The organism is Allobosea sp. CCNWLY174, assembly GCF_037120455.1.
Classification (GTDB): Bacteria; Pseudomonadota; Alphaproteobacteria; order Rhizobiales; family Beijerinckiaceae; genus Allobosea; species Allobosea lupini.
The window spans coordinates 84,893-99,157 of sequence record NZ_JBBBBQ010000005.1 but is presented as its reverse complement, the minus strand read 5'-3'; the positions used below and the strand labels follow the sequence as shown (position 1 = coordinate 99,157).

The following is a 14,265-nucleotide window of genomic DNA, read 5'->3' as shown; positions in this document are numbered from 1 at the left end:
GGGCTAGCCCGTCGGTACTAATCCCGGCGGGAGTGTCGCATTTTTGCGGCAGTTGCGAATTGAAAAGCGGCCGGTTCCTCTCGCATCATTGGCGAGACGGGCTGCGAAGCTTATGATTTTAAATCGAGTGCCGAGGCTGGGGCGATGCCTGGGCGTGACTAGAGTCCGCACAAGAGGCGTCCAGTGATTGTAACGCGACCGACCTTGAAGAAGACCGCGAGCCGGCTGCTGCTCGCCGGCATGCTGGGAGCCGTGACGGGCTCGCCGGCGCTGGCGCAGACGATGGAAGCGGCGCTGGGGCGTGCCTACGCGTCCAATCCGACGCTGAACGCACAGCGCGCCGCAGTGCGCGCCACCAACGAGAACGTGCCGCAGGCGCTCTCCGGTTACCGGCCGCGCATCACCGCATCCGCCGATATCGGCGCCAGCATCACCGAGAGCGACACGCCGGCCGGCGCCCAGAGCAGCACGCACAGCCGCAATCTCTCCCGCCTCAACCCGCGTGGCGCCGGCGTCCAGATCGACCAGAACATTTTCGACAGCGGCAAGACCCGCAGCTCCGTCAGCCAGGCCGAATCGCAGGTGCTGGCGGCGCGCGCGACGCTGCGCAACACGGAGCAGAACGTCCTGCTCGACGCGGCGACGTCCTATATGAACGTGCTGCGCGACACGGCGATCCTCAACCTCAACCGGAACAACGTCGAGGTTCTGGAGGAGCAGCTGCGTCAGACCAGGGATCGCTTCCAGGTCGGCGAGGTGACGCGTACCGACGTAGCCCAGGCCGAGGCACGCCTGTCCTCGGCGCAGTCGCAGGCGATCCTGGCCGAATCCAATCTCAAGACCTCGATCGCGCGCTTCCGCCAGAATGTCGGTACCGAGCCCAGGCAGCTCGCGCCCGGCCGTCCGGTCGAGAACCTGCTGCCGAAGTCGCTGCCGGCCGCGCTGAACGGCGCCTTGCAGGCGCATCCGGCGATCATCGCGGCGCTGCACGGCGTCGATGCGGCAGAGCTGCAGGTCAAGGTCACCGAGGCGGATCTCGGTCCCACGGTCGGCGTACGCGGCCTGGTGACGCAGCGCTACGACAACCAGTTCTTCGGCGACAACCGCACCTCGGCCAGCGCGGTCGCGACCCTGACCATCCCGATCTACGAGGGCGGGCAGGTCTATTCGCGCACCCGGCAGGCCAAGGAGACGGCCGGTCAGCGCCGGATCGAGGTCGACACCTCGCGCGACACAGTTCGTGCCGCCGTCGTCTCGGCCTGGGGCGCGCATGATGCGGCCAAGGCGCAGATCACCGCCGCGCAGGCACAGGTGCAGGCTGCCGAGACCGCACTCGCCGGCGTGCGCGAAGAGGCCAAGGTCGGCCAGCGCACCACGCTCGACGTGCTGAACGCCCAGCAGGAACTGGTCAGCGCTCGCTCGACGCTGGTCACGGCACAGCGCGACCGGGTCGTGGCGTCCTATGCCGTCCTCTCCGCGATCGGCAAACTTTCGTCCGAAACGTTGAAGCTCAGGGCCGAGCACTACGATGCGCGCAAGCACTATGATCAGGTCAAGGGCCTGCTCTGGGGCACGCAGACGCCGGACGGACGCTGAGCCGGCGCGCTCGAGCATGTCCGCGCGTCTTCGAAACGCGGACATGATTCCGCGCTTTGCAGCGCCGTATCCTCTGCGCGCGACCGGGTATCCGCTTCGCTCGACCATGCTTTGAAGCCGGCGCGGCGCAGCGCCGGAGCAACACTCCGGATTTCTCCTGTGGGCCGGCCTCCAGGCGCCTTGCCTGCCGGTTTTCCGATGAAATACTCATGCAGCGGGGCGCACTGATTCCTGAGGCGTCTCTTGCGTCGAGTGACCGGAATCAGCATGAGCGCGCAGCCCAAGGCCAATGAACCTTCGATGGAGGAGATTCTCGCCTCCATCCGGCGGATCATCGCCGATGACGAGAAGCCTGCCGCGCCGCCGGAGGAAGCTGCTCCGGAGCCGGTCGCACTGGCGCCGCAGCCCGAGCCGGAACCCGAACCAGAGCCGGAGCTGATCGAGGACGACGTGCTCGACCTCGGTGCCGAGGCCGAGCGCATCGTCGAAGAGCCGGTCGCGGCAGCTGCGGACGACATCGACTTCGTCGAGCCGCAGGCAGCGGCATTGCCCGAGCCCGAACCGGAGCCGCCTCAGCCCCAGGCCTTCGTGCCGCCGCCGATCCAGCAGCCGCCGTTCCAGCAGCAGCCGGCACCGCCGATGGACATGGCAGCGCTGATTTCCGACCAGACCGGCGCAGCCGTGCACAACGCCTTCGGCGCGCTCGCCAACACCGTGCTCAGCAACAATGCGCGCACGCTGGAGGATCTGGTCAAGGACATGCTCAAGCCGATGCTCAAGACCTGGCTCGACGACAACCTGCCGGCCATGGTCGAGCGGCTGGTGCGTGCGGAGATCGAGCGCGTCGCCCGCGGCGGGCGACGCTGAGGCTTCTTGAGAATTGCCGCGCCTCTCCGAAGCACTGCAATTCTCCCGGTCTTTGCTTTATCGAAGTTTCTTCACGCGAGCCAGTGCCGCTTCGTTCGAAAATCCGACGCGATAAAGACGTGATAGATCATCGTGATCGCGTCGGATCAGACGTGCGATGATCTAGCGGCGCCCTTTCCGGACGGGTGCCCGGCGCGGCCCGAAGGCCCCGCCTTCGTTGAGACTCTGGATAGCGTAGCCGGCGAGCGCCATCAGCGCGGTCTGAGGGCCGAGCCGCGAGACCAGAAGCTGCATGCCGAGCGACAGGGGACGGGGGTAGCGGCCGGACGCCGCTTCCGACGCGACCCAGGCGCCGACCAGGTGAACGAGAAGTCTCATTATCGCCCCCTCAGAGCAGGACTTTGCGGTTGCTGCCGAGATCGGGCCGCGAGCCGGTGATCGCCGCGCCCGCCATCTTGACCGACGTCACGATCTTGCCGGGACTGTCCCAGAATTCAGCCAAGGTGGGCCGCACCTTGAGCACGCGAATGTTGGGATCGTCCTTGCTTTCCCAGAAGGCACGGGCAGCCGGCGACCAGAGCTCGGCCACGCGCTCGCGGTCATCCAGCAGGTTGCCCGTGCCGGTGACGGAGACATATTTGTACGATCCGTTGTCGCCGAAGCAGAGGCAGACATTCTCGTTGATCTCGATCTCGTCGTCCTTGTGAGAGCGCAGATCGGTGAGGAAATAGATCGCATCCTCGTCGCGGTGGGCGTGGGCGCTCATCGGGCGGGCGCGCAGCTGGTCGCCATTGCCGTCATGGCTGACGAGCATGCACAGGCCGATCTCCTCGATCAGCTCCCAGGCGCGGTCCTGGTCGGTCTTCCTGGTCATCGGGGCCTCCTTACATTGGTTCTATGCCCAACTGGCGTCGGGCCGGTCTGTTCCCGCGGAACGCTTGGGCAGGATCCGCGTTCGAGAGGGCATGCGGCGCCAAAGCGCGCGCCTCGTCTGGAGTGTCCCCCAATGAAGAAGCCCGCCTCGCGGATCGACATGCCGTCGAACGCCAAGAATGAAGTGATCGCCATTCTCAACGAGCGCCTGCAGGACGGCATCGATCTGGCGCTCGCCACCAAGCAGGCGCACTGGAACCTGAAGGGGCCTGGCTTCATCGGCGTGCATCTGATGCTCGACGGCTTTCGCAAGGAACTGGACGAGCATGTCGACACCGTCGCCGAGCGCGTGGCCCAGCTTGGCGGCACCGCCCTTGGCACGACCCAGACGGTGGCGTCCGGCAGTAGCCTGAAGCCCTATCCGACGGACATCCTTTCCGTGAAGGATCATCTCGATGCGCTGATCGAGCGCTACGCCGGCGCGGCGAACAGCGTTCGCGATGCGATCGACAAGACCGACGAGGCGGGGGATGCCGGCACCGCCGATCTGCTCACCGCCTACTCGCAGAGCCTCGACAAGGCGCTGTGGTTCCTGCAATCGAGCGCCGCCTGAACACCGACAAGGCCGCCATGCATCGAAATCGTTGACGGGACGCCCGTCGGTGCGCTCTTAAGACCGCAGACCTTTTTGGCTTTCGTTTTCGCGGCCGGGGCAGGTTCCCCGGCCGTTTGGCGTTCGAGCAGAGCGATGATGGACAAGACATTCGAGCCGGCCTCCGTCGAGGCGCGCATCAACAAGGCCTGGGAGGAGGCGGACGCCTTCAAGGCGGGTCGCGGGGCTGCGCCCGGGGCCGAGCCCTATTGCATCGTGATCCCGCCTCCGAACGTCACCGGCTCGCTGCATATGGGCCATGCGCTCAACAACACGCTGCAGGACCTCCTTTGCCGCTTCGAGCGCCTGCGCGGCAAGGACGTGCTTTGGCAGCCCGGCACCGACCATGCCGGCATCGCGACGCAGATGGTGGTCGAGCGCAAGCTCGCGGCCGAGAACAAGACCGATCGTCGGACCATGGGCCGCGAGGCCTTCCTGGCCGAGGTCTGGAAGTGGAAGGAGGAGTCGGGCGGGACGATCGTCAACCAGCTCAAGCGCCTCGGCGCCTCCTGCGACTGGTCGCGCGAGCGCTTCACCATGGACGAGGGGCTCTCTGCCGCCGTCCTCAAGGTCTTCGTCGGCCTGCATAAGCAGGGGCTGATCTACCGCGCCAAGCGGCTGGTGAACTGGGATCCGAAATTCCAGACGGCGATCTCCGACATCGAAGTGCTGCAGCTCGAGAAGACCGGCTCGTTCAAGTGGCAACGCGGCGGCGAGGAGGCGTTCGACGCCGGCAAGCTGGAAAAGGCGCTGGCCAAGGACCCGAACGGCCACCTCTATTATTTCGACTATCCGATCGAGGGCGCCGCCTACGATCCGGAGAATCCTGCGACCTATATCACCGTCGCGACGACCCGGCCGGAGACGATGCTGGGCGACACCGGCGTCGCGGTGCATCCGGAGAACGACAAGCTCAAGGGGCTGATCGGCAAGAACGCCGTCCTGCCGCTGGTCGGCCGCGTCATCCCGATCTTCGGCGACGAATATGCCGATCCGGAGAAGGGCACCGGCGCGGTCAAGATCACCCCGGCGCACGACTTCAACGACTTCGACGTCGGCAAGCGCAATTCGCTGAGGGTCGTCAATATCCTGGACGGGGAAGCTCGCATCCTGATTCAGGACAATGCCGACTTCCTGGAAGGCGCTGCGCCCGAAGCCGAGACGCTGGCGCTGCACGGTCGTGACCGCTTCGCGGCGCGCAAGGCCGTGGTCGGGCTGATGGAGGCGCGCGGCCTGCTGCGCAAGGTCGAGCCGAACACCCACACCGTGCCGCATGGCGACCGCTCGGACGTTGTGATCGAACCCTGGCTGACCGACCAGTGGTATGTCGACGTCCAGCCGCTGGCGCAGCGCGCGCTCGCGGCGGTCAGGGACGGCAAGACCCGGATCACGCCGGAAAGCTGGACCAAGACCTACAATGACTGGCTTGAGAACATCGAGCCCTGGTGCGTCTCGCGCCAGCTCTGGTGGGGCCACCAGATCCCGGCTTGGTACGGGCCGGACGGCGAATGCTTCGTCGCCGAGTCGGAGGCAGCGGCGCAGGCGCTGGCGCTTAGCCATTATGGCGGGCCGGTCGAGCTCAAGCGCGACGACGACGTGCTCGACACCTGGTTCTCGTCGGCGCTGTGGCCGTTCTCGACGCTGGGCTGGCCGGAGGAGACGCCGGAGCTCAAGCGCTACTATCCGACTGCCACCCTGGTCACCGGCTTCGACATCATCTTCTTCTGGGTCGCCCGGATGATGATGATGGGCCTCAATTTCATGGACGAGGTGCCGTTCCGCGACGTCTATCTCCACGCGATGGTTCGCGACGAGAAGGGCGCGAAGATGTCGAAGTCGAAAGGCAACGTCATCGACCCGCTGGTGCTCATCGACACCTATGGCGCGGATGCGCTGCGCTTCACTTTCGCGGCGATGGCGGCGCAGGGGCGCGACATCAAGCTGGCGACTTCGCGCGTCGAGGGCTACCGCAATTTCGCGACCAAGATCTGGAACGCGGCCCGCTTCGCCGAGATCAATGGCTGCCTGCGGGCGGAGGGCTTCGACCCGGCGACGGCGACGCTGCCGCTGAACCGCTGGATCCTGTCCGAGGCGGCGCGTACCGCCGAGACGGTCGCCGCCGGCATCGAGAGCTTCAAGTTCAACGAGGGGGCCGATGCGGCCTATCGCTTCGTCTGGGGCCAGTTCTGCGACTGGTATCTCGAACTGTCGAAGCCGGTGCTTCAGGCCGAGGAACTGGACGCGGCCGGCACTGCGGCGCGGGCGGAGACGCAGGCGACGGTGGCGCATGTCATCGACCTGATCTGCCAGCTGCTGCACCCGTTCATGCCGTTCCTGACCGAGGAGCTCTGGGCGCAGAAGGCCCATGCCGGTGCGGCGCGTGCAGTGCCGGCCGGCGAGGCGGGTCTGGTCTGCCTGACGCGCTGGCCGGAGTTGTCGGCGCTGGTCGACGAGACGGCCGAGGCCGAGATCGGCTTCGTCGTCGATCTCATCTCAGACATCCGCTCGATCCGCTCGGAGACCAATGTGCCGGGTGGGACGCAGGTGCCGTTGGTGCTGGTCAAGGCGAGCGCCGCGACGAAGGCGGCTGTCCAGGCCTGGGCGCCGATGATCGAGCGGCTGGCGCGGCTTTCCGCGATCGAGTTCGCCGATGAGGCGCCCGGCCAGTCGGCGCAGATCATCGTGCGCGGCGAGGTCGCGGCGCTGCCGCTGGCCGGGATCATCGATCTCGACGCCGAGCGCGGGCGTCTCAACAAGGAGCTCGCCAAGCTCGACCAGGACATCGTTGCGGTCGAGAGGAAGCTCGGCAATCCCGACTTCATGGCGCGCGCGCCGGAGGAGATCGTCGAGGAGAACCGTGAGCGCAAGGCAGCGGCGGAAGCGCGCAAGCTCAAAATCGCGGAGGCACTGGAACGGCTCGCCTGAGCGGCCACTGTCACGTGCGCGTCAGGCGAAACTTGGTATGGTTCCAGGCAACGAGCCTGGAGCCCTGCCATGTTCCGCCGCAACGCCTTCGGTCAGTTCAGCGTCGATGATTTCCTGACCGAGGCCGGCACGCCGTCGCGGCGGCGCTTCCTGACCGGGCTCGCGGCCTCCGGCCTCCTGCTGACGAGCGGTGGCGTCATCGACCAGCGCGTCTGGGCCAATCCGGTCTTCGCTGCCTATCCGTTCGGGCTCGGCATTGCCTCGGGCGACCCTTCCGCCGATGGGTTTGTGATCTGGACCAAGCTGGCGCCGCTTCCGCTCGCCCGCAATGGCGGCATGCCGATGAAGGCGGTCGAGGTCGCCTATGAGATCGCGACCGAAGCCAATATGCGCGGCAATGTCCAGCGCGGTACGGCACTGGCGCGGCCCGAGCTCGGGCATGCGGTCCATGTCGAGATCGCCGGACTCCAACCCAATCGCGACTATTTCTACCGTTTCAGCTGCGGCGGCGAGCGGACCATGATTGGCCGCGCCCGGACGCTGCCGGCTGCCGGCGCGAGCCTCGAGCGCGTCAATTTCGGCGTGCTCGGCTGCCAGCGCTACGAGGACGGCTTCTTCACCGCCTTCCGCCATGTCGCCGACGAGCGCTTCGATTTCGTCTTCCACTATGGCGACTACATCTACGAGTACCGCATGGTGAGGCCGAACGAGCGGCCGCTGCCGGTGGCACGGGTGATGCCGGGCGAACCCGACGAGATCTACACGCTCGCCGACTATCGCCAGCGCTACGCCATCTACAAGATGGACCCCGATCTCCAGCTCGCCCATGCCTCGGCCCCGTGGATCGTCTCGTTCGACGACCACGAGGTCGACAACAACTTCGCCGGGATGGTCTCGGAGGAGAACATCCCGCCGGAGATCTTCGCGCTGCGCCGCGCCGCCGGCTTCCAGGCCTGGTACGAGCACATGCCGCTGCGCCGGACCTCGCTGCCGAACGGGCCGTGGATCCAGGCTTATCGTCGCTTCCAGTTTGGTGATCTCGCCCAGATGGACGTGCTCGACACCCGCCAGTTCCGCAGCGACCAGCCTTGCGGCGACGGCTCGCACGCAGCCTGCGCCGACGCGCTGAAGCCCGAGAACACCATGCTCGGCGAGAAGCAGGAGGCCTGGCTCGGCGAAGGCCTGCGCGCCTCGCAGGCGCGTTGGAACGTTCTGGCGCAGCAGGTCATGCTCATGCGCCACGACCGCGATCCGGACCCGGAGAAGACCGGCTACAGCATGGACAAGTGGGACGGCGCCGTTGCGGCGCGCAAGCGGCTGTTCGACACGCTGGAAAGCGCCGGGATCGGCAATGCCGTGGTGCTGACCGGCGACATCCACCAGAACTGGGCGGGCGAGCTCAAAGCCGATTTCGATGATCCGAGATCGAAGACGCTCGGCGTCGAGTTCGTGTCGACCTCGATCACCTCGGGCGGTGATGGCGCCGACATGACCAAGGCGGGGCAGGCGGGGCTGAAGAAGAACCCGCATATCGGCTTTTTCAACAACCAGCGCGGCTATATGCGCCACAGCCTGTCGAAGGATCGCTGGCAGGCGGATTACCGCGTTCTCGACAAGGTCACAGTGGCCGGCGCTGCGGTTTCGACCCGGGCGAGCTTCGTCGTCGAGACGGGGCAGCCGGGTATGAAGCCGGCTTAGTGAACCGCTTGCGAGGCGCGGCAACCATCATGCCTCTGCGACGCCATGAACCTGTCGTCATATTGACTCTAGCCCAAGAGATTAGTGGCCTGACCGCGACAATTGAATTAATGCATGGGACGCAGGGCAGCCCTGCAACCGGCGCGAGAACCCAGGAACGGTTTCCCCTACATGCTCAAGCGTGCTTACGACTGGTGCGTTTCCTACGCGTCTCACCCTGCCGCGCCCTGGCTGCTCTTCGCCATCACCTTCGTCGAAAGTTCGGTGAGCCCGCTGCCACCGCTCCCGTTGCTGATCCCGATGTGCATCGCGCGGCCCGACCGCGCCTGGGTCTATGCCGGCGTTTGCTCGCTCGGCGCCGTCACCGGCGGCTATCTCGGCTATGCGATCGGGGCGCTGCTCTATGAATCGGTCGGCGCCTGGCTGATCGGCATCTACGGTCTGCAGGAGAAGGCGGCCCACCTGATCCACACCTCGCAGGACTACTGGTTCTGGGTGCTGCTGACCAAGGGCCTGACCCCGATCCCGTTCAAGATCGTCACGATCATGTCCGGCTTCCTGCATTTCGACATCTGGAAGTTCACCGTCGGCATGGTGATCTCGCGCGTCACCTTCTTCGCGATGATCGCGGTGGCGCTGCGCTATTACGGCGACGACATCCGCATCTTCATCGAGAAGCACCTGCCGATGACGGCGCTGGCGCTGGTGGTGGTCGTCGTCGGCGGCTTCTTCGTGCTGCCGATGGTGCTCTGAGCGAGCGAAAAACCCCCAGACCTCCACATTCTGCTGACGAACCTGCTGCTCGCCGCCTGCCCTTCGGGCGGCGATGCCTTATGGTCGCCCTGAACGATGCAGCGCTGGAGGGTTCGATGCGCCCACTCCAACGATCGGATGGCGAGGCATGAGCGCCCGCCGCCCGGATCTCGCCGAACTCGATTTCGCCAATTTCGCCCGGCAGTTCGACCGTTGCCTGCGGCAGGACAAGGTCATCGCCTTCTCGCGCTGGCGCGACATCGTCGAAGCGGTGCCGCCTGGCCTGAAGGATTTCTTCTGGCGCGTCGTCGAGGCCCATCTCAGCCCGGCCGCGGAGACGCGGCTGCGCGGCCTGCGCGACTGGCGCGACTTCCATGGCGAGGTCCTCGACACCCGCTTCCGGCGCCCCTCCGCCGAGCCCCCGCAGTTCCGCACGCCGAAGCAGGAATTCGATTCCTATTCGGCGATCTTCTGGCGCTTCGGCTCGACCGATGCGCGCTTCGACCAGAGGTTCGGCCGCCTCGTCCTGCTGGCGTTGCGCAAGGAAAGCAGCACGATCGCCAATCGCGGCAAGGGCTCCTATGACGACCTCGTCGTGGTGATGCGCCGGACCGGGCGCTTTCGCGAGCTCGCGAGCTTCCCGATCTGCACCGAGCCGGGCGCCCAGTACTCGCAGCGCGCCAGCGGCGGCGATGCGCGCTACAAGGGCGTCAAGTTCAGCAAGGCCGACGGCGTCGACATCAACAAGGACGGCATCAAGGATGCCGGGCGCCTGACCGAGGGCACCTACCAGTATTTCGAGAAGAAGGGCGGCTTCCTGGGCGACCGCGCCTTCCAGGTGAAGAGCACGCAGGTCGCCGAGCGCGACACCGACGGCGACGGGCGCTTCACGCAGGACGACAAGAGCCGGATCGACCCGTCGGGGGCGGGGACCAGCATGTACATTCACCGCGGCGGGGCGGACAATGTGCTGGAGCCCAACACCTGGTCGGCCGGCTGCCAGACCATCCCGAAGAATCGCTACCCGACCTTCCTCAAGGCGGTCGGGACCCCCGGCGCCTTCTACTACGTGCTGGTCAATGCTGCGTCCTGAAGCCCTTGCCGCCGGCCTGGCCATCGTCCTGCTCGCCGTTCCTGCCGTGCGGGCGCAGTCGGAGGGCGTCATGCCGGCGCCGGCCGGGCAGGTCGCCTGCTCCTTCGGCGCCTTCGTCAGCGAGACCGACCCGGCGGGGCTGAACGTCCGCGCCGGCCCGGGCACCAATCACAAGGTGGTCGGCACGCTGCCGCCGGTGAAGCTCAGCGGCGACGATCCGCCGGTGCGCGCCATGGTCGAGGTCGAGGTTTCGGCCGGGGCCAATGGCTGGTTCAGGATCGCCAAGGCGCGCGACAACGAGATGCTGACCGACGCGCCGCCCCGGCCGATGTTCAAGGGCTCGGGCTGGGTCAGCGGGCGCAAGCTGACGGTGAAGTCGCAGGCTGCCGCCGGCCGGCTGCGCCCGGACGCCAAGGCGCCGGCTGTCCTCTCCGGCCAGGACGGGCTCAGCCTCGACGGCGACGCCTTCGTCCAGAACGGTCGGCTTCTCGGCTGCAGCGGCAAATGGGTGCTGATCGAGTACGGCCTGCCGGCTGACAGCGAGGTTCTGTCCGGGCTCGAGATCAAGCCTGCCGCGAAAGCCGGAGCGGAGGCGGGCCGGTTCCGTGCCTGGGTCGACCGCATCTGCGCGACGCAGGAGACGAGCTGCGACAGCGGCTGAACGATCAGGCCTTCCGGAACACGACGCTGAGATTGTTCGCCGGCATCGGCGTCACCTGCGGCTCGCCTAAGCCGGCGGCTCGCGCGAGTTCGGCGACGGCCTCGAGCTCGCGCAGGCCCCATTTCGGATTGCGCCGGCGCAGGCTGTCGTCGAAGACGGCGTTGCTCGCCGCCAGCGGCACGTCGTGCTGGCGATAGGGACCGTAGAGATAGAGCGGCCCGCCGGTCGGCAGCAGTTCCGCTGCGTGCCGAATCAGCCCCTCGGCGGCGGCCCAGGGCGAGATATGGATCATGTTGATGCACAAGATCGCATCCGCCTGCGTGACCGGCCAGCGTGGCGCCATCGCATCGAGCCGGATGGCCGGGCGCAGGTTCGGCAGGGTGCTCGTGCGCGCCCAGGCGTCGATGCTGGCCAGCGCAGCCGGATCGGGGTCGCTCGGCTGGAAGCTCAGGCCCGGAAAGGCGGCTGCGAAGTGGACGGCATGCTCGCCGGAGCCGCTGGCGACCTCCAGCACGAGCCCTTGATGCGGAAGCACTTGGCGGAGCACGGCAAGGATCGGCCCGCGGTTGCGCTGCGTCGCCGGGGCCAGCTGGCGGGGATCACGGTGATGGAGATCGTCCTGGGGCATCGTCTTCTCCCATCGCGTTCGGCCGTCAATGCGTTATAAGCGGCAAAGAAGCAGGCCGATAGCGAGCGCGGCCCTGCAGCACCCGAGCTGGTTTTGTTAACGGAGATTCTGGTCGTCATCGTCCTCACCGTCATCAACGGTGTGCTTGCCATGTCGGAGCTTGCGGTCGTCTCATCCCGCCCGGCACGGCTGAAAGTCCTGAGCGATCAAGGCAGCAAAGGCGCCGCGAAGGCGATCCGGCTCGCCGAGAATCCTGGCCGCTTCCTCTCGACGGTGCAGATCGGCATCACGCTGGTCGGCGTGCTGTCCGGCGCCTTCTCGGGCGCAACGCTTGGTGCGCGCCTGTCGGAATGGCTCGGAACGCACGGATTGTCGAGTACGGCTGCCGATGCACTCGGCGTCGGCACCGTCGTCGTCCTTATCACCTATCTCTCGCTGATCATCGGCGAACTGGTGCCCAAGCAGATCGCCTTGCGCGATGCCGAGCGCGTCGCCGCGCGCGTCGCGCCGGCGATGGTGGTGCTGGCCAAGGTTGCCTCGCCACTGGTCTGGTTGCTCGACACGTCGGGCAAGCTGGTGCTCGCGCTGCTCGGCCAGAAGGGCGAGCCGGAGGAGACGGTGACCGAGGAGGAGGTCCGCACCATCATCGCCGAAGCCGAGAATGCCGGCGTGCTGGAGCGCGACGAGCGCGAGATGATCTCCGGGGTCATGCGCTTTGCCGACCGCTCGGCCCGTGCATTGATGACGCCGCGGCGCGAGGTCGAGGTGATCGACCTTGCCGATGCGACCGACGAGATCAAGGCCCAGGTCCGGGCCACCAAGCGCTCGCGCCTGCCGGTGCAGGACGGGGAGGCCGACGCGATCATCGGCGTCGTCACTGTCAAGGACATGTTCGACGCGCTCTCGGACGGTGACGGCCGCGACCTGCGCAGCCTCGTGCATGAGGCCCCGGTGGTGCTCGACACCAGCGGGGCGCTCGACGTGCTGCGCGCCATTCGCGCGTCAAATGTCCATCTCGCGCTGGTCTTCGACGAATACGGCCATTTCGAGGGGATCATCACTTCGAGCGATGTGCTCGAGGCGATCACCGGCGCCTTCCAGGAGGACGAGGCCGACGAGCCGGCGATCGTCCCGCGTGCCGACGGCTCCTTCCTGGTCGCCGGCTGGATGCAGGTTGACGAGTTCTCGCACGAGCTCGGCATCCATGTGCCGCGCGACGCCGACTACCAGACCGTTGCCGGCTTCGTGCTGGCCGAGATGAACCGGCTGCCGAATGTCGGCGAGAGCTTCGAAAAAGGCCATTGGCGCTTCGAGGTGGTCGATCTCGACGGCAGGCGGATCGACAAGCTGCTGGTCAGCCGGATCGATTGAGAAGCTCTCGTAATCCTCATCCTGAGCGCCCAGCCGAAACGAGGTTGGGCTCCGACATTCATCACGGTGTCATCCCGGACAAGCCGCGGAGCGGCGCCGATCCGGGATCCATTCCGGAGCCTATCCGATAAGGGTTCCGGAATGGGTCCCGGGCCTCCCTCCGGTCGCCCCGGGACGACCCGCGTTTATTTTGGCAAGAGGGAAGCGAGCGATTGTTGACCCTGTCTCAATGCAGTGATCTAAACTTTCCGCAGGGGCCAATCGCGACCGCCCCGTGAGGCGTCAGCCCAAGGATCGCGTCCACACTCCTTGCTCAAGGATGGACGCTCATGTCTTCCAACATCCAGATCACGCCTGCGCAATTGTCCCGGCTCGTCGGCCTGCCCGATGCGCCCACCCTGGTCGATGTCCGCATCGACGAGGACGTTGCCGCCGATCCGCGCCTGCTGCCGGCGAGCGAACGGCGCAGCCATCGCGACGTTGCCGCCTGGGCCTCGGCCTATGCCGGCCGCAAGGTCGTCGTCATCTGCCAGCGCGGGCAGAAGCTCAGCGAGGGCGTCGCCGCCTGGCTGAGGCATGAGGGCGTCGCGGCGGAGAATCTCGCGGGGGGCTTCGAGGCCTGGCGCGAGGCGGGCGGGCTGCTCGTCGAGACCGGCAAGCTGCCGCAGCGCGATGCAGCCGGGCGCACGCTCTGGGTGACGCGGGCGCGGCCGAAGGTCGACCGCATCGCCTGTCCCTGGCTGATCCGCCGCTTCGTCGATCCTCACGCCGTCTTCCTGTTCGTCTCGGCCTCGGAAGTCGCGGATGTCGCCGACCGCTTCGGGGCGACGCCGTTCGATATCGACGGCGTGTTCTGGAGCCATCGCGGCGAGCGCTGCAGCTTCGACACGATGATCGAGCAGTTCGGGCTGTCGTCGCCGGCGCTCGACCAGCTCGCCATGATCGTGCGGGCGGCCGATACCGCGCGGCTCGATCTCGTGCCGCAAGCGGCCGGCTTCCTCGCGGCGTCGCTCGGCCTGTCACGGATGTATCGCGACGATCTGGCACAGCTCGAGGCCGGCATGCTGCTCTACGACGCCTTCTATCGCTGGTGCCGCGACGCGGGCGACGAAACCCATAACTGGCCGTCCGCGCCGGGAAAGATCTGA

General features: G+C 66.8%; 13 protein-coding genes. 10 read left to right on the top strand and 3 right to left on the bottom strand.

Annotated elements, in window-relative coordinates:
- Positions 1-204: 204 nt before the first annotated feature.
- Positions 205-1,596, top strand: coding sequence for a TolC family outer membrane protein (locus tag V7S63_RS16600; protein WP_336531006.1), 1,392 nt, complete (start codon positions 205-207; stop codon positions 1,594-1,596).
- 267 nt (positions 1,597-1,863) lie between these two features.
- The gene (locus V7S63_RS16595; protein WP_336531005.1) at positions 1,864-2,463 is read left to right on the top strand and encodes a PopZ family protein; all 600 of its coding nucleotides are present in this window, start codon (positions 1,864-1,866) and stop codon (positions 2,461-2,463) included.
- 162 nt (positions 2,464-2,625) lie between these two features.
- On the opposite strand, the gene V7S63_RS16590 is transcribed toward V7S63_RS16595, so the two are convergent.
- Positions 2,626-2,841, bottom strand: a complete 216-nt coding sequence (locus V7S63_RS16590) for a hypothetical protein (protein WP_091841260.1) — start codon at positions 2,839-2,841, stop codon at positions 2,626-2,628.
- A gap of 10 nt (positions 2,842-2,851) precedes the next feature.
- On the bottom strand, positions 2,852-3,337 hold the full coding sequence (locus V7S63_RS16585; protein WP_336531004.1) for a pyridoxamine 5'-phosphate oxidase family protein: 486 nt from the start codon (positions 3,335-3,337) through the stop codon (positions 2,852-2,854).
- A 132-nt stretch (positions 3,338-3,469) separates the two neighbouring features.
- On the opposite strand from V7S63_RS16585, the gene dps reads away from it, so the two are divergent.
- From dps to V7S63_RS16555, 6 genes are all read left to right on the top strand, one after another.
- The gene (gene dps, locus V7S63_RS16580) at positions 3,470-3,949 is read left to right on the top strand and encodes a DNA starvation/stationary phase protection protein Dps (RefSeq protein ID WP_091841266.1); all 480 of its coding nucleotides are present in this window, start codon (positions 3,470-3,472) and stop codon (positions 3,947-3,949) included.
- A 135-nt stretch (positions 3,950-4,084) separates the two neighbouring features.
- Entirely contained in the window at positions 4,085-6,913 is a 2,829-nt protein-coding gene (locus tag V7S63_RS16575) for a valine--tRNA ligase (RefSeq protein ID WP_336531003.1), read from the top strand.
- Positions 6,914-6,982: 69 nt separating this feature from the next.
- Positions 6,983-8,611, top strand: coding sequence for an alkaline phosphatase D family protein (locus V7S63_RS16570; protein WP_336531002.1), 1,629 nt, complete (start codon positions 6,983-6,985; stop codon positions 8,609-8,611).
- 171 nt (positions 8,612-8,782) lie between these two features.
- Positions 8,783-9,364 (top strand): YqaA family protein, encoded by a 582-nt coding sequence (locus V7S63_RS16565; protein ID WP_091841274.1) that lies wholly within the window; start codon positions 8,783-8,785, stop codon positions 9,362-9,364.
- Between the two features lie 148 nt (positions 9,365-9,512).
- Positions 9,513-10,457 (top strand): hypothetical protein, encoded by a 945-nt coding sequence (locus V7S63_RS16560; protein WP_336531001.1) that lies wholly within the window; start codon positions 9,513-9,515, stop codon positions 10,455-10,457.
- Positions 10,444-11,118 (top strand): SH3 domain-containing protein, encoded by a 675-nt coding sequence (locus tag V7S63_RS16555; protein ID WP_336531000.1) that lies wholly within the window; start codon positions 10,444-10,446, stop codon positions 11,116-11,118. The genes V7S63_RS16560 and V7S63_RS16555 overlap by 14 nt, the downstream gene beginning before the upstream one ends.
- 4 nt (positions 11,119-11,122) lie before the next feature.
- On the opposite strand, the gene V7S63_RS16550 is transcribed toward V7S63_RS16555, so the two are convergent.
- Complete coding sequence (locus V7S63_RS16550; RefSeq protein ID WP_336530999.1) at positions 11,123-11,746, bottom strand: DUF938 domain-containing protein; 624 nt, start codon at positions 11,744-11,746, stop codon at positions 11,123-11,125.
- 93 nt (positions 11,747-11,839) lie between these two features.
- Between V7S63_RS16550 and V7S63_RS16545 the strand changes: the two genes are divergently transcribed.
- Together V7S63_RS16545 and V7S63_RS16540 are read left to right on the top strand one after the other, a co-directional pair.
- On the top strand, positions 11,840-13,117 hold the full coding sequence (locus V7S63_RS16545; protein ID WP_100964871.1) for a hemolysin family protein: 1,278 nt from the start codon (positions 11,840-11,842) through the stop codon (positions 13,115-13,117).
- Between the two features lie 329 nt (positions 13,118-13,446).
- Positions 13,447-14,265 (top strand): sulfurtransferase/chromate resistance protein, encoded by an 819-nt coding sequence (locus V7S63_RS16540; RefSeq protein WP_336530998.1) that lies wholly within the window; start codon positions 13,447-13,449, stop codon positions 14,263-14,265.

Bases quoted from the DNA above. Each gene is read 5' to 3' on its own strand.
- V7S63_RS16595 (WP_336531005.1), top strand. From the start codon at position 1,864: ATGAGCGCGCAGCCCAAGGCCAATGAACCTTCGATGGAGGAGATTCTC.
- V7S63_RS16590 (WP_091841260.1), bottom strand. From the start codon at position 2,841: ATGAGACTTCTCGTTCACCTGGTCGGCGCCTGGGTCGCGTCGGAAGCG.
- V7S63_RS16585 (WP_336531004.1), bottom strand. From the start codon at position 3,337: ATGACCAGGAAGACCGACCAGGACCGCGCCTGGGAGCTGATCGAGGAG.
- dps (WP_091841266.1), top strand. From the start codon at position 3,470: ATGAAGAAGCCCGCCTCGCGGATCGACATGCCGTCGAACGCCAAGAAT.
- V7S63_RS16575 (WP_336531003.1), top strand. From the start codon at position 4,085: ATGATGGACAAGACATTCGAGCCGGCCTCCGTCGAGGCGCGCATCAAC.
- V7S63_RS16570 (WP_336531002.1), top strand. From the start codon at position 6,983: ATGTTCCGCCGCAACGCCTTCGGTCAGTTCAGCGTCGATGATTTCCTG.
- V7S63_RS16565 (WP_091841274.1), top strand. From the start codon at position 8,783: ATGCTCAAGCGTGCTTACGACTGGTGCGTTTCCTACGCGTCTCACCCT.
- V7S63_RS16560 (WP_336531001.1), top strand. From the start codon at position 9,513: ATGAGCGCCCGCCGCCCGGATCTCGCCGAACTCGATTTCGCCAATTTC.
- V7S63_RS16555 (WP_336531000.1), top strand. From the start codon at position 10,444: ATGCTGCGTCCTGAAGCCCTTGCCGCCGGCCTGGCCATCGTCCTGCTC.
- V7S63_RS16550 (WP_336530999.1), bottom strand. From the start codon at position 11,746: ATGCCCCAGGACGATCTCCATCACCGTGATCCCCGCCAGCTGGCCCCG.
- V7S63_RS16540 (WP_336530998.1), top strand. From the start codon at position 13,447: ATGTCTTCCAACATCCAGATCACGCCTGCGCAATTGTCCCGGCTCGTC.